The sequence below is a fragment of the Pseudomonas sp. 910_21 genome (assembly GCF_052850735.1).
This window is the reverse complement of record NZ_VXCY01000001.1, coordinates 889458-911174: the sequence shown is the minus strand read 5'-3', so window position 1 is coordinate 911174 and position 21717 is coordinate 889458. Positions and strand designations below refer to the sequence as shown.

Below are 21717 nucleotides of genomic sequence, written 5' to 3'. Positions count from 1 at the left end.
ACAAAACGAGGTAGGAGCCGGCTTGCCGGCGAAGAACGGGTTCACTGCGGTGGCTGATAGGCGTCAATCACTTCCTGGGCTGCGCGAAACGCATCGATGGCCGCTGGTACCCCGGCATACACCGCGCAATGCAGCAGCGCTTCACGTATCTCTTCCACGGTGCAGCCGTTGTTCAGGGCGCCACGCACGTGGCCCTTCAACTCCTGGGGACACTTGAGCGCAGTCAGGGTTGCCAGGGTGATCAGGCTACGGGTTTTCAACGGCAGGCCATCACGGTTCCACACGCCGCCCCAGGCGTGTTCGTTGACGAATTCCTGCAGCGGTTGGGTGAATTCGGTGGCGTTGCCCAGAGCACGGTCGACGAAGGCGTCGCCCATTACTTGGCGACGCATTTGCAGTCCGCTTTTCTTGTTCTCGCTCATGGCGTTTCTCTCTTGTGTTGGCGGCGCCAGGCTCTTAGCGAACTGAGCAGCAGAAACGCCACCAGCGCTGGCAGGACGAAAAACAGCATCAAGTGTTCCAGCTTGCCCGCCAGGGGCATGCCCGTGGTGAACGACACCACGTGCAGCCCATAGGCCAGGTACAGGCCGAGAAACAGCAAGCCTTCGGCCCGGGTCACGCGATACCCCGAATAAAATACCGGCAGGCATAGCACCGCGACGCCAAGCATCACCGGCAAGTCGAAATCCAGGGCGTTGGGCGAAACCGAGAGTGGCGTCGGTGCCACCAGTGCGGTAAACCCCAGGACCCCCAGCAAGTTGAAGAGATTGCTGCCGATGACATTGCCCACGGCGATATCCCGCTGGCCCCGCAAGGCGGCGAGCAGCGAAGTGGCGAGCTGGGGCAGGGAAGTGCTGACGGCAATCACCGTCAGTCCCATGACCCGCTCCGACAACCCCAGGTCGTCGGCCACAGTGACGGCGGCACCCAGTAGCAAGTGTCCGGCGAAGACCAGCAGCCCCAGGCCGATAAGCACCATCAGCATGCTGCTGAACCTGGGCGCAGAACCGCGTTGGCCGGCTGGAGTGGGCAGGTGATGGCGTGCCGAGTGCCGCGACTGGCGCAACAGCAGGAGCAGATACAGCACCAGGGCCGCCAGCAGGATGACACCGTCGGAGGGGGTGAGGCGCTCGTTGTAGGCCAGGATGAACACCAGCAGGCTGGCACCGATCATCAGCGGGATGTCCAGACGCACCAGCTGTCGCGATACCCGCAGCGGAATGATCAGGGCCGAGAGGCCCAGAGTCACCAGGATGTTGAAGATGCTGCTGCCGATCACGCTGCCCACGGCGATATCGGTGTTGTCGGCCAGGGTCGCCTGCAGGCTGATGGCCATCTGAGGCGCGCTGCTGCCGAAGGCGACGATGCTCAGGCCCATGATCAGCGGGCGAACATGCAGGCGCGCAGACAAACGCACTGCGGCACGCACCAGCAACTCGGCGCCGGCAATCAGCATCACCAGGCCGCTGATGAGTTGGATCAGGCTGAGCAGGGGCAGTTCGGCAAAGGCGGTAATGGCTCGGGCTCCGTCGGTCAGTCGCTGAGGGCTTGGATGCGTACTTTGGCGGTGCCGCTGCGCAGCATGTCGAGCTGTTGCGCGGCAGCGCGGGATAAGTCGATCAGGCGGCCGCGGGTGTGCGGGCCACGATCGTTGATACGGACCACGACGCTTTTGTCGTTGCCCAGGTTGGTGACTTGCACTCGGGTGCCGAACGGCAGTTCGCGATGGGCCGCAGTGAGGCCGTTCAGATCGAAGGGTTCGCCGCTGGCGGTGCGTTTGCCGTGATGGCGGGCGCCGTAATAGGAGGCTGTCCCGGTCTGGTCATAACCTCGAGGGTCGATGATATGGCTGCTGGCGCAACCCGTGAGCAGAGCGAGCAGGGAGCTGGCCACGAACCAGGGACGGGGAACAATCCTATGCAAGAGCTGGCTTGCCAGCGAAGACGGGCTTGCATCCCCGCAGTTTCGACTGACAAGCCAAGGCTGCATTTTTCGATCAGCCTTCGAGCTTGCTTTTCAGCAGCTCGTTGACTTGTTGCGGGTTGGCCTTGCCCTTGGAGGCCTTCATCGCCTGGCCGACGAAGAAGCCGAACATCTTGCCGCGTTTGGCCTCATCGGCGGCGCGGTACTGTTCGACCTGTTCGGCGTTGGCCGCGAGCATCTCATCGAGCACCGCAGAGATCGCGCCGCTGTCGGTGACTTGCTTGAGGCCACGCTTGTCGATGATCTCGTCGGCATTACCTTCGCCGTTGGCCATGGCTTCGAACACGGTCTTGGCGATCTTGCCGGAGATGGTGTTGTCCTTGATCCGCAGCAGCATGCCGCCCAGTTGTTCGGCCGAGACCGGTGCCTCGTCGATTTCCAGGCCTTGCTTGTTCAGCAGGCTGCCCAGCTCGACCATGACCCAGTTGGCGGCGAGCTTGGCGTCACCGGCAATGCTGGCGACCTTCTCGAAGTAGTCCGCCTGCTCACGGCTGGTGGCCAGGACGCTGGCGTCGTAGACCGACAGACCGAACTGCTCCTGGAAGCGTTCGCGTTTCTGCGGTGGCAGTTCCGGCAGGGTGGCGCGTACCTGATCGAGGAAGGAGTCTTCGATGACCACAGGCAGCAGGTCCGGATCGGGGAAGTAACGGTAGTCGTTGGCTTCTTCCTTGCTGCGCATCGGACGGGTCTCGTCCTTGTTCGGGTCGTACAGGCGGGTCTGCTGGATCACTTTGCCGCCGTCTTCGATCAGCTCGATCTGGCGACGGATCTCGCTGTTGATCGCCTTCTCGATGAAGCGGAACGAGTTGACGTTCTTGATCTCGCAGCGGGTGCCGAACTCGACCTGGCCCTTGGGACGGATCGAGACGTTGCAGTCGCAACGCAGGGAGCCTTCGGCCATGTTGCCGTCGCAGATACCCAGGTAGCGCACCAGGGCATGGATCGACTTGACGTAGGCCACGGCTTCCTTGGCGCTGCGCATGTCAGGCTCGGAAACGATTTCCAGCAGGGGCGTGCCGGCACGGTTCAGGTCGATGCCGGTGGCACCGTTGAATTCTTCATGCAGGCTCTTGCCGGCGTCTTCTTCCAGGTGCGCGCGGGTGATTCCGACGCGTTTCATCGTGCCGTCTTCCAGGGGAATGTCCAGGTGGCCCTTGCCGACGATCGGCAACTCCATCTGGCTGATCTGGTAGCCCTTGGGCAGGTCCGGGTAGAAGTAGTTCTTGCGGGCGAACACGTTGTGCTGGCCGATCTCGGCGTCAACCGCGAGGCCGAACATCACCGCCATGCGCACCGCTTCCTGGTTCAGCACTGGCAGTACGCCGGGCATGCCCAGGTCGATCAGGCTGGCCTGGGTGTTGGGCTCGGCACCGAAGGCGGTGGAGCTACCGGAGAAAATCTTCGATTGAGTGGTGAGCTGGGTATGAATCTCCAGCCCGATCACGACTTCCCATTGCATGTGTGTCTCCTCAGAAGCCGGTTGGGGTGCGGGTGTGCCAGTCAGTGTTCAACTGATACTGGTGCGCAACGTTGAGCAAGCGGCCTTCCTGGAAATACGGGGCGAGCAGTTGCACGCCTACCGGCAAGCCGTCGACGAAACCGGCCGGCATCGACAGGCCTGGCAGGCCGGCGAGGTTGGCGGTGATGGTGTAGACGTCTTCCAGGTACGCAGCGACCGGATCGCTGCTCTTGGCGCCGAGCTTCCAGGCCGGGTTGGGCGTGGTCGGGCCGAGGATGATGTCGACTTCGTTGAACGCGGTCATGAAGTCGTTCTTCACCAGGCGCCGGATTTTCTGCGCCTTGAGGTAGTAGGCATCGTAGTAGCCGGCGGACAGCGCGTAGGCACCGACCATGATCCGGCGCTGGACTTCGCTGCCGAAGCCTTCGCCACGGGAGCGCTTGTACAGGTCTTCCAGGTTTTCTGGGTTCTCACAGCGGTAGCCGAAGCGCACGCCGTCGAAACGCGACAGGTTGGAGGAGGCTTCCGCCGGGGCGATCACGTAGTACGCAGGAATCGCGTGCTGCATGTTCGGCAGGCTGATTTCCTTGATCACCGCACCGAGCTTTTCCAGCTCCTTGATGCTGTTGTGGATCAGTTCGGCGATGCGCGGGTCGAGACCGGTGCTGAAGTATTCCTTCGGCACGCCGATGCGCAGGCCCTGCAGCGAGCCGCTGAGCCCGGCGCTGTAGTCCGGCACCGGTTCATCGATGCTGGTGGAATCGTTCGGGTCGAAGCCAGCCATGCCTTGCAGCAGGATCGCGCAGTCTTCGGCGGTGCGAGCCAGTGGGCCGCCCTGATCGAGGCTGGAAGCGTAGGCGATCATGCCCCAGCGGGAAACGCGACCGTAGGTCGGCTTCAGGCCGGTGAGGTTGGTGAAGGCGGCGGGCTGGCGGATCGAGCCGCCGGTGTCGGTGGCCGTGGCGGCTGGCAGCAGGCGCGCAGCGACCGCCGCGGCGGAACCACCGGAGGAACCGCCGGGCACGTGTTCCAGGTTCCACGGGTTTTTCACCGCGCCGTACCAGCTCGACTCGTTGGCCGAGCCCATGGCGAATTCGTCCATGTTGGTCTTGCCCAGGGTCACGGCCCCGGCAGCGGCCAGCTTGGCGACCACGGTGGCGTCGTAGGGCGCCTTGAAGTTGTCGAGCATCTTCGAGCCGCAACTGGTGCGGATGCCCTGGGTGCAGAACAGGTCTTTATGGGCGATCGGCGCGCCCAGCAGGGCACCGCTCTCACCATTGGCGCGACGTTCGTCGGCGGCCTTGGCCTGGGACAGCGCCAGGTCTTCGGTGAGGCTGATGAAGCTGTTGATCTGCGGATCCAGCTGGGCGATGCGCGCCAGCAGGGTCTGAGTCAGTTCTACAGAGGAGAATTTCTTGTCGGCGAGTCCGCGGGCGATCTCGGCCAGAGTCATGTGATGCATTGCAGGCTCTTTCCCTTTAGTCGATGACTTTCGGAACCAGATACAGGCCGCTTTCGACCGCTGGTGCGATGGACTGATAAGCCTCGCGATGATTGGACTCGGTCACAACGTCTGCGCGCAGGCGCTGGCTGGCTTCCAGTGGGTGGGCCAGGGGCTCGATACCGTCGGTATCGACTGCCTGCATTTCATCCACCAGCCCGAGAATGCTGTTCAGGGCGGAGGTGATGTGTGGAAGATCGCTTTCATTGAGCTTGATGCTGGCCAAATGAGCGATTTTTTCCACGTCGGAGCGTTCAAGCGCCATGGGATTCTCCAGTGGAAAACAGAACGGATCTCGTCCGTGTGTTAGATTGTCGGAACACTACCGCATTTCTACGGTCTTATGGCCGCGATTGTGGGGGTTGGTGCACAGAAAAGCGGCCAATTTAACATATTGGCGCCTTGCCCAAAATCCCTGTCGTTGTTAGAGTTTGCCGCACTTTTTTACCCACGCGTTGCCTAGGGTCCCTTTCCCATGTTCAAGAAACTGCGTGGCATGTTTTCCAGCGATCTTTCCATTGACCTGGGCACTGCCAACACCCTTATTTACGTGCGCGAGCGCGGTATTGTCCTGAATGAACCATCGGTTGTGGCCATTCGGACCCACGGTAATCAGAAAAGTGTTGTGGCGGTTGGTACCGAAGCCAAGCGCATGCTCGGTCGTACTCCGGGCAACATTGCAGCCATTCGTCCGATGAAGGATGGCGTGATCGCCGACTTCAGCGTCTGCGAAAAGATGCTGCAGTACTTCATCAACAAAGTTCATGAAAACAGCTTTCTGCAGCCCAGCCCTCGTGTGCTGATCTGTGTTCCATGCAAGTCCACCCAGGTTGAACGTCGTGCCATCCGTGAGTCGGCCCTTGGTGCCGGTGCTCGTGAAGTGTTCCTGATCGAAGAGCCAATGGCCGCTGCGATCGGTGCCGGCCTGCCGGTTGAAGAAGCCCGTGGTTCGATGGTCGTGGACATCGGTGGTGGTACCACTGAAATCGCCCTGATCTCCCTGAACGGTGTGGTTTACGCCGAATCCGTACGTGTTGGTGGCGACCGTTTCGACGAGGCCATCATCACCTACGTGCGTCGCAACTACGGCAGCCTGATCGGTGAATCCACCGCTGAGCGCATCAAACAGGAAATCGGTACCGCCTATCCAGGCGGCGAAGTGCGTGAAGTTGACGTACGCGGCCGTAACCTGGCTGAAGGCGTGCCACGTGCCTTCACCCTGAACTCCAATGAAGTGCTGGAGGCTCTGCAGGAGTCCCTGGCAACCATCGTTCAGGCGGTGAAAAGTGCCCTGGAGCAATCGCCTCCGGAGCTGGCTTCGGACATCGCCGAGCGCGGTCTGGTGCTGACCGGTGGTGGTGCGTTGCTGCGTGATCTGGACAAGCTGCTGGCCCAGGAAACCGGTCTGCCGGTGATCGTTGCCGAAGATCCGCTGACCTGTGTTGCTCGCGGCGGTGGCCGTGCATTGGAAATGATGGACAAACACACCATGGACCTGCTCTCCAGCGAATAACTTCGCTGGTTGCATCTATGCTGTTGCGCTCACAGGCAGCACTTTGCAGTGCTGCCTGTGGCGTTTATCTTCTGTCAATCTGCATCCAGGCCGGTTTGATGCCGTATGAATAAACACAACATTTGCCTGGGAGGAGCGGCTTATTAAACCGCTTTTCGCCAAAGGCCCCTCATTGGGCGTGCGCCTCCTGGTGCTGGTCGTACTGTCGGTCGCACTGATGGTGGTCGATGCCCGCTTCACACTGCTCAAGCCAGTGCGTAGCCAGATGTCGCTGGTGTTGATGCAGTCCTACTGGATCACCGACCTGCCGCAGCGGCTATGGCAGGGCGTTGCCAGTCAGTTCGGCAGTCGCACCGAGCTGGTCGCCGAAAACGAAAAACTCAAGACCGAAAACCTGCTGCTGCAGGGGCGCATGCAAAAGCTCGCAGCCCTGACCGAGCAGAACGTGCGTCTGCGCGAATTGCTCAACTCTTCGGCACTGGTCAACGAGAAGGTCGAAGTGGCCGAGTTGATCGGCATGGACCCCAACCCCTTTACCCATCGCATCATCATCAATAAAGGTGAGCGTGACGGCGTATTCCTCGGCCAGCCGGTGCTCGATGCCCGTGGCTTGATGGGGCAGGTGGTGGAGTTGATGCCTTATACCTCGCGCGTCCTGTTGCTGACTGACACCACCCACAGCATTCCGGTACAGGTCAATCGCAACGGTCTGCGGGCCATTGCCAGTGGCACTGGCAACCCGGAGCGCCTGGAGTTGCGCCACGTGGCCGACACCGCCGATGTCAAGGAAGGCGATTTGCTGGTCAGCTCGGGCCTCGGTCAGCGTTTCCCCGCGGGATATCCGGTGGCCACGGTCAAGGAAGTGATCCACGACTCCGGTCAGCCATTCGCCATTGTGCGTGCAGTGCCCACTGCCGCGTTGAACCGCAGCCGTTATCTGTTGCTGGTGTTCAGTGATCCGCGCACTGCCGAAGAGCGGGCCAATGATGCGGCCCAGGCCCAGGAAGCCCAGGACCAGCAGGGTGGCAATAGCACCCCGGTGGTGCCGGCCACGGTACCCAAGCCTGCGGTGGCTCCAGCCGCGACCGCAGCACCGGCCACCGCTCCCGCGACTGCACCGGCGACTCCGGTCAAGCCGGCAGTCCATGCTCCGGCCAAGCCGGTCAATAAACCTGTGGTGAAACCGGCGGCGGCCAAGCCTCCGGCTGCGGCACCGGCCACCACCGGAGGAAGAGAATAATGGCGGGTAGTACCTATTCGCGAAATGGCTGGATTGTCTGGCTGACGTTTCTGATCGGCATGCTGCTCAGCGTGTCGCCGTTGCCACAGTTCATGGAAATCCTGCGCCCGCTGTGGTTGGCCCTGCTACTGGCCTTTTGGGCCCTGGCCCTGCCGCACAAGGTAGGCATGGTCACGGCCTGGTGCCTGGGGCTGGCGGAGGATGTGCTCTACGGCACGCTCCTGGGGCAGAACGCCTTGATCCTGACCCTGATCACCTTTCTTGTACTGTCCCTGCAACAGCGTCTGCGGATGTTCCCGATGTGGCAGCAGAGCCTGGTAATCCTGGTGATCTTTGGCCTGGCGCAGTTGGTACAACTCTGGCTCAGCGCCCTGACCGGCAATCGCCAGCCGACCCTGGCTCTGGTCCTGCCGGCCCTGGTGAGTGCGCTGTTGTGGCCGTGGGTCAGCTTCGGCCTGCGCGGGTTGCGCCGACGTTTCAAAATCAATTAATTCGGTCAGGCATTGGCCCGCACCTCGACAGGGAGATGTCTTGATGAATCCGCTTTACCTCGCTTCCGGTTCGCCCCGTCGGCGTGAGCTGCTCACCCAGATCGGCGTGCCTTTCACCGCCATCAGTGCGGACATCGATGAAACCCCGCTGGCCGATGAATCCCCTGCTGCCTATGTCGAGCGTCTTGCCCGTGGCAAGGCGGCGGCCGGGCGCGCCCTGATCACCTGCAGCGAATCCCAGGCTCCGGCCTGCGTGTTGGGGGCCGATACGGCCGTGGTGCTGGATGGGCGGATCCTTGGCAAACCGCTGGATCAGGCCGATGCGCTGGCGATGCTCATGGCACTTGCCGGGCGCGAGCACGAAGTGTTGACCGCCATTGCCCTGCTCGACGGCGAACGCTGCGAGTCGCGGGTGGTGCGCAGCCTGGTACGCTTTCGCGCTATCTCTCCTGAGGAAGCGAGCGTCTATTGGGCCAGCGGCGAGCCCCGGGACAAGGCTGGCGGTTATGCAATCCAAGGGCTTGCGGCGGTATTTGTGTCAGGGCTCAATGGCAGTTATTCCGCTGTGGTTGGCTTGCCGGTGTGCGAAACCGCAGAACTGCTCGGCCATTTCGGCATACCCTGTTGGCAAAACCTTCCAGTGCGCTAAAGCGCCGTACCCGACTGCTGCGGCCTTCTATGAACACGCCTGAACGAGACATTGCCATGAGTGAAGAGATTCTGATCAACATCACGCCGATGGAATCACGGGTGGCGGTGGTCGAAAACGGAGTGTTGCAAGAGGTTCACGTCGAGCGCACCCAGCGCCGCGGTATCGTTGGCAACATCTATAAAGGCAAGGTGGTGCGGGTATTGCCCGGCATGCAGGCCGCTTTCGTCGATATCGGCCTGGACCGTGCGGCGTTCATCCATGCTTCGGAAATTTCCACTCGCGAAGGTACGGCGGTGGAGAGCATCAGTGCCCTGGTGCACGAAGGGCAGAGCCTGGTGGTGCAGGTCACCAAGGACCCCATTGGTACCAAGGGCGCGCGTCTGACCACCCAACTGTCGATTCCTTCGCGTTATCTGGTGTACATGCCCCGTACCGCCCATGTCGGCATCTCGTTGAAGATCGAGGATGAAGCCGAACGTGAGCGTCTGAAGCAGGTCGTCAGCGACTGCGTGGCCCAGGAAGGCATCAAGGAGGCGGGCGGATTCATCCTGCGTACTGCCGCCGAGGGCGCCGGCGCCGATGAGATCCTGATGGACATCCGCTACCTGCGCCGGCTCTGGGATCAGATCGGCGCTCAGATCAAGACCATTGGCGCGCCCAATGTGATCTACGAAGACCTTGGCCTGGCGCTGCGTACCCTGCGGGATCTGGTGAGCCCGAAGATCGAGAAGATCCGCATCGACTCCCGGGAAACCTTTCAGAAGACAACTCAGTTCGTTGCCGAGCTGATGCCGGAAATCGCCGACCGCCTGGAACACTACCCCGGCGAGCGGCCGATCTTCGACCTGTACGGGGTCGAGGATGAAATCCAGAAGGCCCTGGAGCGCAAGGTGCCGCTCAAGTCCGGTGGCTATCTGGTGGTGGACCCGGCGGAAGCCATGACCACCATCGACGTCAACACCGGAGCTTTCGTCGGCCATCGCAATCTTGAGGAAACCATCTTCAAGACCAACCTCGAAGCCGCTACCGCCATTGCCCGGCAACTGCGCCTGCGCAACCTGGGCGGGATCATCATCATCGACTTCATCGACATGGAAGACGAGGAGCATCAGCGCCAGGTACTGCGGACCCTGGAGAAGCAGCTGGAGCGCGATCACGCCAAGACCAACATCATCGGCATCACCGAGCTGGGCCTGGTGCAGATGACCCGCAAACGCACGCGCGAGAGCCTGGAGCAGGTGCTCTGCGAGCCGTGCAGCAGCTGTCAGGGACGGGGCAAGTTGAAGACTCCGGAAACCATCTGTTACGAAATATTCCGTGAAATCCTCCGCGAGGCCCGGGCTTATCAGGCAGAAGGGTATCGAGTGCTGGCCAATCAGAAAGTGGTGGATCGTCTGCTGGACGAAGAGTCGGGCAATGTGGCGGAGTTGGAAGGTTTTATCGGCCGTACCATCAGGTTCCAGGTCGAAACCATGTATTCCCAGGAACAATACGACGTGGTGCTGCTCTGATTTCCCGTGTTTTACATCACTGGAAACGGCTGGCTTCAGCTTTTTGCATGACTTTTGCCATGGGAGCCAACTGAAATGGAGCGGCTGATCCGCCTGTTCACCACGCTGATTCGCTGGGGGCTGGGCTTCTGCGCGTTGCTGTTGGTGGTGACGGCCTTGTACGTCAGCCTGGGTCGGGAACTGACTCCGCTGGTGGCTGAGTATCAGGCCGAGCTCGAAGCCAAGTTGCAGCAGACCGTAGGTTTGCCGGTGCATATCGGCAGTCTGGAGGGGCGTTGGAGCGGGCTGTCGCCGATTCTCCTGGCTCACGATGTGATGGTGGGCGAGGGGGCCAATGCCCTGCGTCTGGACCAGGTCAGCGTGGCGCCGGATATGCTCGGCAGTCTCCTGGCTCGTGATTTGCGGGTAGGGCGCCTGGAACTCAGCGGCCTGAGCCTGAGCCTCAAGGAGGGCGCTGATGGCCAGTGGCAGCTGGAGGGTCTGCCGACGCAGCAGGACCAGCCGCTGGACCCCGAGCAGTTGCTGACCCGCTTGCAGCAGGTGGCCGAGCTGTCTCTCTTGGACAGCCAAGTCACCTTGCTGGCGCAGAATCACCCGCCCCTGGCCCTGACCTATGTCGGCCTCAATCTGCGTACAGGTCCTAGTCGTCAACGCCTGGACCTGCGTCTGACCCTGCCGGACGGCCAGCCCCTGGCCATGAACCTGCGGACCCGGATCCGTGCCAATACCTGGCGCGAGGCTCAGGCCGATCTGTACCTGAGCCTGCCGCAAAGCGACTGGTCGCGCTGGCTGCCGGCCCGCCTGACCCGGCAATGGAAACTGTCTGAACTCAAGGCCGGTGGCGAGTTGTGGCTGAACTGGGCCAAGGGCACAGTGCAGAGCGCTGCGCTGCGCCTGAATGCCCCTCAGTTCACCGGAGCCTACGCCGAGCGGACCCCGGTTACCCTGAAGAACCTGGCGTTGAACGCCTTCTTCCAGCGCAGCGAGCAAGGCCTGCAGGTGCAGCTCGACTCCCTGGCGCTGAACCTGGGCGATACTCGTTGGGAGTCGCGGCTGCAGCTGCAGCAAAGCAACGCCAGCGAAAAAACCGAAGAGCTCTGGCATGTACAGGCTGATCGCCTGGACCTGACGCCGATCACGCCGATCCTCGATGCCCTGGTACCGTTGCCGGAAGGCCTGGCCACCACCATCGAACGTTTGAAGGTCACTGGCGGGTTGCGCAATGTGCTGCTCGACTATCGCCCACAGAACACCGGCGACCAACGGCTGAGCTTTGCCGCCAACCTCGACCGGGTCGGCTTCGATGCCTATCACGGCGCTCCGGCGGCGCGAAACGTCAGCGGCAGTATCAGCGGCGACCTGGGCCAGGGCGAGCTGCGCATGGACAGCAAGGATTTTTCCCTGCACCTGTATCCGATCTTCGCCAAGCCCTGGCAGTACATCCAGGCCAACGCCACCCTGACCTGGAAGCTGGACAAGCAAGGTTTCACCCTGATCGCCCCCTACCTCAAGGTGCAGGGAGAAGAGGGCAAGATTGCCGGCGATTTCCTGATCCGGCTGCACTTCGACCACAGCCAGGAAGACTACATGGACTTGCGGGTCGGCCTGGTGGACGGCGATGGGCGCTACACCGCCAAGTACCTGCCCCAGGTGCTCAGTCCGGCGCTGGATGAATGGCTGCGCACGGCGATCCTTAAGGGCGCGGTGGATGAGGGTTTCTTCCAGTACCAGGGTTCGTTGAACCATGACGCTATCGAGGCGGCTCGCAGCATCAGTCTGTTTTTCAAGGTGCATGACGCCGAACTGGCGTTCCAGCCGGGCTGGCCGCACCTGAGCAAGATCAGTGGCGACGTGTTCGTCGAAGACAGCGGCGTACGCATTGTCGCCAGCAAAGGGCAGCTGTTGGACACCAAGGTGCGGGATGTTTTCGTCAACATTCCCCATTCCGTCGCCGGTCAGAGCATCCACATGTTCATCGACGGCAGTTTTGCCGGCGGCCTGGGTGACGGGGTGAAGATTCTGCAGGAAGCGCCGATCGGCACCGGCTCGACCTTTGCCGGCTGGCAGGGCGAGGGCGATCTGCAAGGCAAGCTGAACCTGGACATCCCCCTGGTCAAAGGCGAAGAACCGAAGATCGTGGTGGACTTCAAGACCGACAAGGCCCGCCTCAAACTCAGTGAACCCGAACTGGAACTGACTCAGCTCAAGGGCGACTTCCGCTTTGACAGTGCCAGGGGGCTGAGCGGTACAGGGATCAGTGCCCAGGCGTTCGATCGGCCGGTCACGGCGCAGATCTTTGCCGATGGCAAGCCAGGCAAACCCAATACCCGGGTGGTTGCCAAGGGCCAGGTTACGGTGAAGAAGCTCACCGATTGGTTGAAAGTCAGCCAGCCGTTGCCGGTGTCTGGCGAAGTGCCCTATCAGTTGCAACTGAACCTTGATGGTGCCGACAGCCAATTGATGGTCAGCTCCAGCCTCAAGGGCGTGGCGGTGGACCTGCCGGCGCCGTTCGGCATGGCCGCCAGCACCGGGCGTAACAGTGTGTTTCGCATGACCCTGCAAGGGGCCGAGCGGCGCTACTGGTTCAAATACGGTGAGTTGGCCGACTTCACCTTCGCGGCGCCCAGCGGCAAGTTCGCCGAGGGCCGGGGCGAACTGTTCCTCGGCGACGGTGCGGCCTTGCTGCCTGCGGGCAAGGGACTGCGGGTGCGGGGGATTCTGTCCGAGCTGGATGTGGAGCCGTGGAAAGCGCTGGTGGATCGCTATGCCGGGCAGGACCCGGGGGGCAGTGCCAAGCAGTTGCTCAGCAGTGCGGACTTCAAGGTCGGCAAGCTCAGCGCCTTCGGCACCACGCTGGACCAGGTCAATCTGCTGCTGAGCCGAAAGCCGGCTGCCTGGGAGCTGCAGATCGACAGTCAACAGGCCAAGGGCAAAGTCGGGATTCCCGATGCCAAGGTGGCGCCGATGGTCATCGACATGGCGTATGTGCGTCTGCCGGCTGCCGACCCGGCGGCCCAGGCCGATGAAAATGCACCTGACCCTTTGGCTTCGGTGGACCCGAAGAACGTTCCGCCACTGGATATTTCCATTGCCCAGCTGTTCCAAGGGCAGGACCTGATCGGCCGCTGGGCGCTCAAGGTCCGGCCGACGGCCAAGGGCATGGTCTTCAATGGCCTGGACCTGGGCCTCAAGGGCATGCAGTTGCAAGGCGAGGGGGGCTGGGAAGGCCAGGCCGGTGCCAGCAACAGTTGGTACCGTGGCCGTATTGGCGGCCAGAACCTGGCTGACGTGCTCAAGGGCTGGGGCTTCGCGCCGACCGTGACCAGTGAGGACTTTCACCTGGACGTCGATGGCCGCTGGCCGGGCTCACCGGCCTGGGTGGGCTTGAAGCGTTTCTCCGGCAGCCTGGACGCCACCCTGCGCAAGGGCCAGTTCGTCGAAGTCGAAGGCGGCGCCCAGGCACTGCGGGTGTTCGGCTTGCTCAACTTCAACTCCATCGGCCGGCGCCTGCGCCTGGACTTCTCCGACCTGTTCGGCAAGGGCCTGAGTTATGACCGGGTCAAGGGTGTGCTGGCGGCGAGCAACGGCGTGTACGTCACTCGCGAGCCGATCACCCTGACCGGGCCGTCGAGCAACCTGGAGCTCAATGGCACCTTGGATATGGTGGCTGATCAAGTGGATGCCAAGCTGCTGGTGACCCTGCCGGTCACCAACAACCTGCCGATTGCCGCGCTGATTGTCGGGGCGCCGGCGGTGGGTGGGGCGTTGTTCCTGATCGACAAGTTGATCGGTGATCGCGTGGCGCGCTTTGCCAGCGTCAAATACAACGTCAAGGGCCCGTGGAAAGAGCCGAAAATCACCTTCGACAAGCCGTTTTGAGAATCCTCGATTCACGCCTATGGAGTAGCATGGCGGCCTACCCAATACGGAGTACGCCATGTCTCTTGCGGTGATTCAAATGGTCAGCCAGAGCGATGTTCTGGCCAATCTGCTGCAGGCCCGGGGCCTGCTCGAGCGAGCCGCTGCCGGCGGTGCAACGCTGGCGGTCCTGCCGGAAAATTTCGCCGCCATGGGCCGCCGTGACATGGCAGCCATCGGTCGTGCCGAAGCCCTGGGCGAAGGTCCGATCCTGCCATGGTTGAAACAGACCGCCCGCGACCTCAGGTTATGGATTGTGGCCGGGACCTTGCCGCTGCCCCCCAAGGATCAGCCAGAGGCCAAGTCCAATGCCTGTTCATTGTTGGTGGATGATCAGGGGCAGATCGTGGCGCGTTACGACAAGCTGCATCTGTTCGATGTCGACGTGGCGGACAATCGCGGACGCTATCGTGAATCCGATGACTATGCTCATGGAAACCGAGTGGTGGTGGCGGATACGCCGGTGGGCCGGTTGGGGCTGACGGTCTGTTATGACCTGCGCTTTCCCGAGCTGTATAGCGAATTGCGGGCCGCTGGCGCTGAATTGATTACCGCGCCTTCGGCTTTTACCGCTGTGACCGGCGCCGCGCACTGGGAGGTGCTGATCCGGGCTCGGGCCATTGAAACCCAGTGCTACCTGCTGGCGGCGGCCCAGGGCGGAGTCCACCCCGGCCCCCGGGAAACCTACGGCCATGCGGCCATCGTCGACCCTTGGGGACGCTTGCTGGCGGAGCAGGATCAAGGTGAGGGCGTGCTGCTGGCCGAGCGCGACAGCAGTGAACAGGCGTCCATCCGGGCGCGGATGCCGGTGGTCAGTCACCGGCGCATTTTCTCGCAAGGCGTTCAACGGCTTGCATAAGTACGACGAATTTAAGGCCAAAGCATATGAGCGGGTTGTTGTCCTCAGTCAGTGAACATCTTCTAGCCCCTGGCGGCGTGACCATCGAAAGCTTGCAGGGCGTGCTCGGGGATCTGGCCGGCCCGGGCATCGATGCCGCCGACCTGTATTTCCAGGGGCAGATTTCCGAGTCCTGGTCCCTGGAAGACGGGATCGTCAAGGAAGGCAGTTTCAACCTCGACCAAGGGGTTGGGGTGCGTGCGCAGTCCGGTGAGAAGACCGGCTTTGCCTACAGCAACGCCATCACCCTGGAAGCCTTGGGGCTGGCGGCCCGTGCTGCGCGTTCGATCTCCCGGGCCGGGCAGAACGGCACCGTGCAGGCGTTCTCGACCCAGGACGTGGCGCAGCTTTACGCACCGGACAACCCTCTGGAAGTCATCAGCCGGGCCGAGAAGGTCGAGTTGCTCAAGCGCGTCGATGCGGCGACCCGCGCCCTGGACCCGCGTATCCAGCAGGTCAGCGTGAGCATGGCCGGGGTCTGGGAGCGGATCCTGGTAGCCTCGACTGACGGCGGTCTGGCGGCGGATGTGCGGCCGCTGGTGCGCTTCAATGTCAGCGTCATCGTCGAGCACAATGGCCGACGCGAGCGCGGTGGCCACGGTGGTGGCGGGCGTACCGATTACCGCTATTTCCTCAGCGAAGACCGGGCCATGGGGTATGCCCGTGAAGCGCTGCGCCAGGCCCTGGTCAATCTCGAGGCCATTCCGGCGCCGGCCGGCACTTTGCCGGTGGTGCTCGGCTCCGGCTGGTCCGGGGTGCTGCTGCACGAAGCTGTGGGCCACGGCCTGGAGGGTGACTTCAACCGCAAGGGCAGTTCGGCCTACAGCGGCCGCATGGGCGAGATGGTGGCTTCCAAACTCTGCACCATCGTCGACGACGGCACCCTGGCCGGGCGTCGCGGGTCCCTGAGCGTGGACGATGAAGGCACCCCGACCGAATGCACCACCCTGATCGAGAACGGCGTGCTCAAGGGCTATATGCAGGACAAGCTCAACGCCCGCCTGATGGGTGTGGCCCGTACCGGCAACGGACGTCGTGAGTCCTACGCGCACCTGCCGATGCCACGCATGACCAACACTTACATGCTGGGTGGCGAAAGCGATCCGGCGGAAATCATCGCCTCGGTGAAGAAGGGCATCTACTGCGCCAACCTTGGCGGCGGCCAGGTGGACATCACCAGCGGCAAGTTCGTGTTCTCCACCAGCGAGGCGTATCTGATCGAAGACGGCAAGATCACCGCCCCGGTCAAGGGCGCGACTCTGATCGGCAACGGTCCGGAAGCCATGAGCCGGGTTTCGATGGTGGGCAATGACCTGTCCCTGGACAGCGGCGTCGGCACCTGCGGCAAGGATGGGCAATCAGTGCCGGTAGGCGTCGGCCAGCCGACCTTGAAGATCGATGCGATCACCGTGGGTGGTACAGGGGCATAAGAGAAGAGGGCGCCGGGTGAGCTGCTGGGCAGCTCACCCGTGGAGGACTCAACGCAGACCGCGTTGGGTCTCGTCCAGTTCGCGGATGTACTTGAAGATTTTACGGCTGGAGGCCGGCGCCTTGTTATGGGCCACCTCGTGCTGGGCCTGACGGATCAGGGAACGCAGTTGCTGGCGATCGGCGTCCGGGTATTCACCGACGAACTTCTCCAGTACGTCATCGCCACCGCCTATCAGGCGGTCGCGCCAACGTTCCAGGTTATGGAAGCGTTCGTTGTACTGCCGGGTGGAGGCGTCGAGTTGGTCAAGCAGTTGCAGAATCGCGTCGGTGTCCTGGTCCCGCATCAGCTTGCCGATGAATTGCAGGTGGCGCTTTCGGGCGATATGAGCGACGTGCTTGGGTGCATCCGCCAGGGCCCGGCGCAAGGCGTCGGTCAGAGGCAGTTTGTTCAGCAAGTCAGGCTTGAGAGTGGTAAGGCGCTCGCCGAGATCAACCAGAGCATGCAGCTCGCGTTTGACCTGGGATTTGCTTTTCTCCCCATCGAGGGAGTCGTCGTAAGAATCAACCATGGTGGCAGTCCGCAAAGAAACGCCGCCATGATAACCAGTCGAGGGCCGCTTGTCCGGCCCGGTCGCTCGCCGGCCTTAATCGAAAGCAGAATTTGAGTGGAGAACAGCATGAGTGCAGCACAAAGCGTCGGCCCACAGGCTTTGCCGGCCCTGCAGGAGCAAGTCGAGCAGATCGTTGCCGAGGCCAAGCGCCAGGGGGCCAGTGCCTGCGAAGTAGCGGTGTCCCTGGAGCAGGGGTTGTCGACGTCGGTGCGCCAGCGGGAAGTGGAGACCGTGGAGTTCAACCGCGACCAGGGCTTTGGCATCACCCTCTATGTGGGCCAGCGCAAGGGTTCGGCCAGCACTTCTGCCAGCGGCCCCGAGGCCATTCGTGAAACCGTGGCCGCGGCCCTGGCGATCGCCAAGCACACCTCCGAAGACGAGGCCTCGGGGCTGGCCGATGCATCCTTGATGGCCAAGGACCTGAAGGACTTCGACCTGTTCCACGCCTGGGACATCACCCCAGAGCAGGCCATCGAGCAGGCCCTGGCCTGTGAAGCAGCGGCCTTTGCTGCCGACAGCCGGATCAAGAATGCCGACGGCACTACCCTGAGCACCCACCAGGGCTGCCGGGTGTATGGCAACAGCCACGGTTTCATCGGTGGTTATGCTTCCACCCGCCACAGTCTGAGCTGCGTGATGATTGCCGAGGCCAATGGCCAGATGCAGCGCGACTACTGGTACGACGTCAATCGCCAGGGCCAGTTGCTGGCCGACCCTGCGAGCATTGGTCAGCGTGCCGCCCAGCGCGCAGCTAGCCGGCTTGGCGCCCGTCCGGTGCCGACCTGCGAAGTGCCGGTGCTGTTTTCCGCGGAACTGGCCGGTGGCCTGTTCGGCAGTTTTCTCGGCGCGATTTCCGGTGGCAACTTGTATCGCAAATCATCCTTCCTTGAAGGTGCATTGGGCCAGCAACTGTTTCCCCAGTGGCTGACCATCGATGAGCGTCCGCACCTGATGCGCGCCATGGGCAGTTCGGCGTTCGATGGTGATGGCCTGGCCACTTACGCCAAGCCGTTCGTCAAGGATGGGGAGTTGGTGTCCTATGTGCTGGGCACCTATTCCGGGCGCAAGCTGGGCATGCCGAGCACCGCCAATGCCGGTGGGGTGCACAACCTGTTCGTCACCCATGGCGACGAAGATCAGGCTGCGCTGCTGCGGCGCATGGGGCGTGGTCTGTTGGTGACCGAGCTGATGGGGCATGGCCTGAACATGGTCACTGGGGATTATTCCCGTGGTGCAGCGGGTTTCTGGGTCGAGAACGGCGAAATCCAGTTCGCGGTACAGGAAGTGACCATTGCCGGTAATTTGCGGGACATGTTCAAGCAGATCATTGCCGTGGGTAACGACCTGGAACTGCGCAGCAACATTCGCACCGGCTCGGTGCTGATCGAACGCATGACTGTCGCCGGCAGCTGACCGCCGTCCTGAGTCACCCCAACGCGCCACCTCCCCGGGTGGCGCGTTTTTTTATGCCTGGCGCTTTGTAGAGCTGGCTTGCCAGCGAAGGCGTCCTGACGTCCGACACCAGGCGCAAGAGCCCATTCGCCGGCACGCCGGCTCCTACAAAAGTTGGGCAAAAATCGTACAAGTCAGATTGATTTGATTCTCAATATCATTTAATAATGAAAATCATTATTCAATGAGCCCAGGTCATGAGTTCTGCCTTGCACGAGCAGCCCTACCTCGAAAGCTGGCGCTGGATGAGTCGCCAGATCCGTTGCGCACTGGAACCGGACGAACCGCGTCTGATCGAGCATTACCTCGCCGAGGGCCGCTACCTGGCCTGCTGCACCGCGATGTCGGCCTGGACCGTCGCCGAAACCTCCTTCCGTTTGTTGATCGATACCGCTACCGATACTGCGCTGCCCTGGCACTGGCGAAGCCTGTGCCTGGATCAGGCCTGGCGGCCTTTGCGCGACATGGAGCGGTTGTCTTTGTGCAAGTGCCGGCTCAAGCGCTGGCAAAGCCATGCCTGGCAACTGGCGACCTGCTCGCTGCTGCCTTCCATTCCTCTGATTGAACTGGTGCAAGGATTTCCCGATGAGTAATACCCGTATCGAACGCGACAGCATGGGCGAGCTGCAAGTCCCGGAGCAGGCCCTGTATGGCGCGCAGACCCAGCGTGCGGTGGATAACTTTCCCATCAGCGGGCAACGCATGCCGGCAGCCTTCATTCGTGCGCTGATCCTGGCCAAGGCCGCGGCGGCCAAGGCCAACGTCGAGCTTGGGCAGCTCAGCGCGTCCCAGGGCAAGGCCATCGTCGATGCCGCCCAGGGCTTGCTGGAAGGCGACTTTATGCAGCACTTCCCGGTGGACATCTTCCAGACCGGCTCCGGTACCAGTTCCAACATGAACGCCAACGAAGTGCTGGCGACCCTGGCCAGCCGCTTGTTGGGCGAGCCGGTCAACCCCAATGACCACGTCAACTGTGGCCAGAGCAGCAACGACATCATTCCTACCACCATTCACGTCAGCGCAGCCCTGACCCTGCATGAGCAATTGCTGCCGGCACTGGTGCATCTGGTGGAGGTCATCGAGCGCAAGGCGGTGCAGGTGCACCCCTTCATCAAGACCGGTCGTACCCACCTGATGGATGCGATGCCGGTGCGAATGAGCCAGGTACTGGACGGTTGGGCACAGCAGCTCAAGGCCAATATCGCTCACTTGCAGGACCTGCTGCCGAGCCTGCAGGCCCTGGCTCAGGGCGGCACCGCGGTGGGCACCGGAATCAACGCTCACCCCGAGTTCGCCGCGCGCTTCAGTCAGCAGTTGAGCAAGCTGACCCAGGTGCAGTTCACCCCGGGCAAGAACCTGTTCGCCCTGATCGGCTCACAGGACACGGCGGTCACGGTATCCGGCCAGCTCAAGGCCACTGCGGTGTCGTTGATGAAGATCGCCAACGACCTGCGCTGGATGAACTCCGGCCCATTGGCGGGGCTTGGCGAAATCGAGCTGGAGGGGCTGCAGCCGGGTTCCTCGATCATGCCGGGCAAGGTCAATCCGGTGATTCCGGAAGCCGTGGCGATGGTCGCAGCCCAAGTCATTGGTAACGACAGCACCATCACCGTGGCCGGGCAGTCGGGCAACTTCGAGCTCAACGTGATGCTGCCGATCATCGCCCAGAACCTGCTCGGCAGTATTGAGCTGCTGGCCAACTCCAGTCGCCTGCTGGCGGACAAGGCGATTGCCAGCTTCAAGGTCAACGAACCCAAGCTCAAGGAAGCGCTGTCACGCAACCCGATCCTGGTGACTGCTCTGAACCCGATCATCGGTTATCAGAAGGCCGCAGAAATCGCCAAGACCGCCTACAAGCAAGGTCGCCCGGTGATCGACGTGGCGCTTGAACTCACTGATCTGCCACGCAGCCAGCTTGAGGTCCTGTTGGACCCGGAAAAGCTCACCGCAGGCGGCGTGTAATTCCAACACCGCTTTGGAGGCTCACCATGGAGCACTGGAAACGCACGATCGAAAGGGCCAATCGTCTCTTTATGCAGGGCGAACTGGTGGACGCTCGCGAGTTCTACCTGCAGGCATTGGCCTTGGCCCAGGTGTTGTTCGAGCGCTGGGGGGATGCCGACGAGGCGGTGGCAGCCTGTGTGATTTCCCATCACAACCTGGCAGACCTGCATTTGCGCCTGAACCAACCGGAGGAGAGCGCGGAGTACCTCTGCGCGATCCATCAGCGCTTGCTGCAAACCATGCAGGACAACCGCCTCAGCCCTGCCTTGCGCGAAGCGGCTTTGCGCCAGAGCAGCAAGACCTACGTCGAACTGCTGAATTTCATCGGTGATCACGGTGAGTACCCCCGTACTCATCGTTTGCTGGACAGCAACGTCGCGGGCCTGTCAGCCGACAGCCCGCTAGCCGACAGCCCCTCTTACGGAGCCCATTGATATGTCCTTTACCTTGCCTGCACTGCCTTATGCCTATGACGCGCTGGAACCGCACATCGATGCGCAAACCATGGAGATTCACTACAGCAAGCACCACCAGACCTACATCAACAATCTCAATGCCGCTGTAGAGGGCACTGAATGGGCGAGCTGGGAAGTCGAGAAACTGGTGGCCAGTGTCCAGCAACTGCCGGAAAAACTTCGGGCCGCGGTGATCAACCAAGGGGGAGGCCACGCTAACCATTCGCTGTTCTGGGCGGTCATGACCCCAGCAGGTGGCGGTAAGCCCGAGGGTGCCCTGGGTCAGGCAATCGAGCAGCAACTGGGTGGTTTCGAGAGCTTCAAGGAGGCGTTCACCAAGGCTGCGCTGACCCGCTTCGGCAGTGGCTGGGCCTGGCTCAGCGTGACTCCGGAGAAAAAACTGGTGGTGGAAAGCAGCGGTAACCAGGACAGCCCGCTGATGAATGGCAACACGCCGATTCTCGGTCTGGACGTGTGGGAGCACGCCTACTACCTGCGTTATCAGAACCGTCGGCCGGAATACATCAATGCGTTCTACAACGTGATCAATTGGCCGGAAGTCGCGCAACGCTATCAGGCCGCGATGGCCTGATACCTC

General features: G+C 62.0%; 20 protein-coding genes. 13 read left to right on the top strand and 7 right to left on the bottom strand.

Features of this window, described 5'->3' with window-relative positions; translation table 11 throughout:
• Nucleotides 1-41: 41 nt before the first annotated feature.
• The 6 genes from FW796_RS04225 to gatC form a co-directional block, all read right to left on the bottom strand.
• Nucleotides 42-422 carry a carboxymuconolactone decarboxylase family protein gene (locus FW796_RS04225; protein WP_346633631.1) on the bottom strand — a complete coding sequence of 127 codons (381 nt, stop codon included), beginning with the start codon at nt 420-422 and terminating at the stop codon, nt 42-44.
• Nucleotides 419-1483 carry a calcium/sodium antiporter gene (locus FW796_RS04220; RefSeq protein ID WP_446439099.1) on the bottom strand — a complete coding sequence of 355 codons (1065 nt, stop codon included), beginning with the start codon at nt 1481-1483 and terminating at the stop codon, nt 419-421. The genes FW796_RS04225 and FW796_RS04220 overlap by 4 nt, the downstream gene beginning before the upstream one ends.
• Before the next feature lie 50 nt (nt 1484-1533).
• The gene (locus FW796_RS04215) at nt 1534-1923 is read right to left on the bottom strand and encodes a septal ring lytic transglycosylase RlpA family protein (RefSeq protein ID WP_446439047.1); all 390 of its coding nucleotides are present in this window, start codon (nt 1921-1923) and stop codon (nt 1534-1536) included.
• A gap of 73 nt (nt 1924-1996) precedes the next feature.
• A complete protein-coding gene (gene gatB / locus FW796_RS04210) occupies nt 1997-3442 on the bottom strand; it encodes an Asp-tRNA(Asn)/Glu-tRNA(Gln) amidotransferase subunit GatB (RefSeq protein ID WP_011059248.1) in 1446 nt (481 codons plus the stop codon).
• 10 nt (nt 3443-3452) lie between these two features.
• Complete coding sequence (gene gatA, locus FW796_RS04205; RefSeq protein WP_346633630.1) at nt 3453-4904, bottom strand: Asp-tRNA(Asn)/Glu-tRNA(Gln) amidotransferase subunit GatA; 1452 nt, start codon at nt 4902-4904, stop codon at nt 3453-3455.
• Between the two features lie 16 nt (nt 4905-4920).
• Nucleotides 4921-5208, bottom strand: a complete 288-nt coding sequence (gene gatC, locus FW796_RS04200) for an Asp-tRNA(Asn)/Glu-tRNA(Gln) amidotransferase subunit GatC (RefSeq protein ID WP_317071465.1) — start codon at nt 5206-5208, stop codon at nt 4921-4923.
• 210 nt (nt 5209-5418) lie between these two features.
• Between gatC and mreB the strand changes: the two genes are divergently transcribed.
• The 8 genes from mreB to tldD all read left to right on the top strand — a co-directional run bounded on the left by mreB (nt 5419) and on the right by tldD (nt 16596).
• Complete coding sequence (mreB, locus tag FW796_RS04195) at nt 5419-6456, top strand: rod shape-determining protein MreB (RefSeq protein ID WP_002555108.1); 1038 nt, start codon at nt 5419-5421, stop codon at nt 6454-6456.
• 142 nt (nt 6457-6598) lie between these two features.
• The gene (gene mreC / locus FW796_RS04190; RefSeq protein WP_346633738.1) at nt 6599-7696 is read left to right on the top strand and encodes a rod shape-determining protein MreC; all 1098 of its coding nucleotides are present in this window, start codon (nt 6599-6601) and stop codon (nt 7694-7696) included.
• The gene (gene mreD / locus FW796_RS04185; protein WP_123727456.1) at nt 7696-8187 is read left to right on the top strand and encodes a rod shape-determining protein MreD; all 492 of its coding nucleotides are present in this window, start codon (nt 7696-7698) and stop codon (nt 8185-8187) included. Before mreC ends, mreD begins: the two co-directional genes overlap by 1 nt.
• A gap of 43 nt (nt 8188-8230) precedes the next feature.
• Nucleotides 8231-8836 carry a Maf family protein gene (locus FW796_RS04180; protein WP_346633629.1) on the top strand — a complete coding sequence of 202 codons (606 nt, stop codon included), beginning with the start codon at nt 8231-8233 and terminating at the stop codon, nt 8834-8836.
• Nucleotides 8837-8892: 56 nt separating this feature from the next.
• The gene (rng, locus tag FW796_RS04175) at nt 8893-10350 is read left to right on the top strand and encodes a ribonuclease G (RefSeq protein WP_123727458.1); all 1458 of its coding nucleotides are present in this window, start codon (nt 8893-8895) and stop codon (nt 10348-10350) included.
• A gap of 75 nt (nt 10351-10425) precedes the next feature.
• The gene (locus tag FW796_RS04170) at nt 10426-14229 is read left to right on the top strand and encodes a YhdP family protein (protein ID WP_446439046.1); all 3804 of its coding nucleotides are present in this window, start codon (nt 10426-10428) and stop codon (nt 14227-14229) included.
• Nucleotides 14230-14287: 58 nt separating this feature from the next.
• Nucleotides 14288-15127 carry a carbon-nitrogen hydrolase family protein gene (locus FW796_RS04165; RefSeq protein ID WP_346633627.1) on the top strand — a complete coding sequence of 280 codons (840 nt, stop codon included), beginning with the start codon at nt 14288-14290 and terminating at the stop codon, nt 15125-15127.
• Nucleotides 15128-15153: 26 nt separating this feature from the next.
• Nucleotides 15154-16596 carry a metalloprotease TldD gene (gene tldD, locus FW796_RS04160; RefSeq protein ID WP_041115974.1) on the top strand — a complete coding sequence of 481 codons (1443 nt, stop codon included), beginning with the start codon at nt 15154-15156 and terminating at the stop codon, nt 16594-16596.
• Nucleotides 16597-16644: 48 nt separating this feature from the next.
• Here tldD and yjgA read toward each other — a convergent pair whose 3' ends face one another.
• Nucleotides 16645-17166, bottom strand: coding sequence for a ribosome biogenesis factor YjgA (gene yjgA, locus FW796_RS04155; protein WP_123727460.1), 522 nt, complete (start codon nt 17164-17166; stop codon nt 16645-16647).
• 108 nt (nt 17167-17274) lie between these two features.
• Between yjgA and pmbA the strand changes: the two genes are divergently transcribed.
• The 5 genes from pmbA (at nt 17275) to FW796_RS04130 (ending at nt 21711) form a co-directional block, all read left to right on the top strand.
• Complete coding sequence (pmbA, locus tag FW796_RS04150; protein WP_404938232.1) at nt 17275-18621, top strand: metalloprotease PmbA; 1347 nt, start codon at nt 17275-17277, stop codon at nt 18619-18621.
• 236 nt (nt 18622-18857) lie between these two features.
• Nucleotides 18858-19253, top strand: a complete 396-nt coding sequence (locus FW796_RS04145) for a FagA protein (RefSeq protein WP_102861146.1) — start codon at nt 18858-18860, stop codon at nt 19251-19253.
• On the top strand, nt 19246-20622 hold the full coding sequence (locus tag FW796_RS04140; RefSeq protein ID WP_404938233.1) for a class II fumarate hydratase: 1377 nt from the start codon (nt 19246-19248) through the stop codon (nt 20620-20622). Before FW796_RS04145 ends, FW796_RS04140 begins: the two co-directional genes overlap by 8 nt.
• Before the next feature lie 26 nt (nt 20623-20648).
• Nucleotides 20649-21098: a hypothetical protein gene (locus tag FW796_RS04135; RefSeq protein WP_404938234.1), complete on the top strand. Its 450-nt coding sequence runs from the start codon at nt 20649-20651 to the stop codon at nt 21096-21098.
• A 1-nt stretch (nt 21099) separates the two neighbouring features.
• On the top strand, nt 21100-21711 hold the full coding sequence (locus tag FW796_RS04130; RefSeq protein ID WP_404938235.1) for a superoxide dismutase: 612 nt from the start codon (nt 21100-21102) through the stop codon (nt 21709-21711).
• Nucleotides 21712-21717: the final 6 nt, after the last annotated feature.

Excerpts from the sequence above, each read along its gene's own strand:
- gatC (WP_317071465.1), bottom strand. The coding sequence starts at position 5,208 with ATGGCGCTTGAACGCTCCGACGTGGAAAAAATCGCTCATTTGGCCAGC.
- FW796_RS04145 (WP_102861146.1), top strand. The coding sequence starts at position 18,858 with ATGAGTTCTGCCTTGCACGAGCAGCCCTACCTCGAAAGCTGGCGCTGG.
- FW796_RS04180 (WP_346633629.1), top strand. The coding sequence starts at position 8,231 with ATGAATCCGCTTTACCTCGCTTCCGGTTCGCCCCGTCGGCGTGAGCTG.
- FW796_RS04130 (WP_404938235.1), top strand. The coding sequence starts at position 21,100 with ATGTCCTTTACCTTGCCTGCACTGCCTTATGCCTATGACGCGCTGGAA.
- FW796_RS04225 (WP_346633631.1), bottom strand. The coding sequence starts at position 422 with ATGAGCGAGAACAAGAAAAGCGGACTGCAAATGCGTCGCCAAGTAATG.
- FW796_RS04135 (WP_404938234.1), top strand. The coding sequence starts at position 20,649 with ATGGAGCACTGGAAACGCACGATCGAAAGGGCCAATCGTCTCTTTATG.
- tldD (WP_041115974.1), top strand. The coding sequence starts at position 15,154 with ATGAGCGGGTTGTTGTCCTCAGTCAGTGAACATCTTCTAGCCCCTGGC.
- rng (WP_123727458.1), top strand. The coding sequence starts at position 8,893 with ATGAGTGAAGAGATTCTGATCAACATCACGCCGATGGAATCACGGGTG.
- gatA (WP_346633630.1), bottom strand. The coding sequence starts at position 4,904 with ATGCATCACATGACTCTGGCCGAGATCGCCCGCGGACTCGCCGACAAG.
- FW796_RS04170 (WP_446439046.1), top strand. The coding sequence starts at position 10,426 with ATGGAGCGGCTGATCCGCCTGTTCACCACGCTGATTCGCTGGGGGCTG.
- mreB (WP_002555108.1), top strand. The coding sequence starts at position 5,419 with ATGTTCAAGAAACTGCGTGGCATGTTTTCCAGCGATCTTTCCATTGAC.
- gatB (WP_011059248.1), bottom strand. The coding sequence starts at position 3,442 with ATGCAATGGGAAGTCGTGATCGGGCTGGAGATTCATACCCAGCTCACC.
- FW796_RS04165 (WP_346633627.1), top strand. The coding sequence starts at position 14,288 with ATGTCTCTTGCGGTGATTCAAATGGTCAGCCAGAGCGATGTTCTGGCC.
- pmbA (WP_404938232.1), top strand. The coding sequence starts at position 17,275 with ATGAGTGCAGCACAAAGCGTCGGCCCACAGGCTTTGCCGGCCCTGCAG.
- FW796_RS04140 (WP_404938233.1), top strand. The coding sequence starts at position 19,246 with ATGAGTAATACCCGTATCGAACGCGACAGCATGGGCGAGCTGCAAGTC.
- mreD (WP_123727456.1), top strand. The coding sequence starts at position 7,696 with ATGGCGGGTAGTACCTATTCGCGAAATGGCTGGATTGTCTGGCTGACG.
- yjgA (WP_123727460.1), bottom strand. The coding sequence starts at position 17,166 with ATGGTTGATTCTTACGACGACTCCCTCGATGGGGAGAAAAGCAAATCC.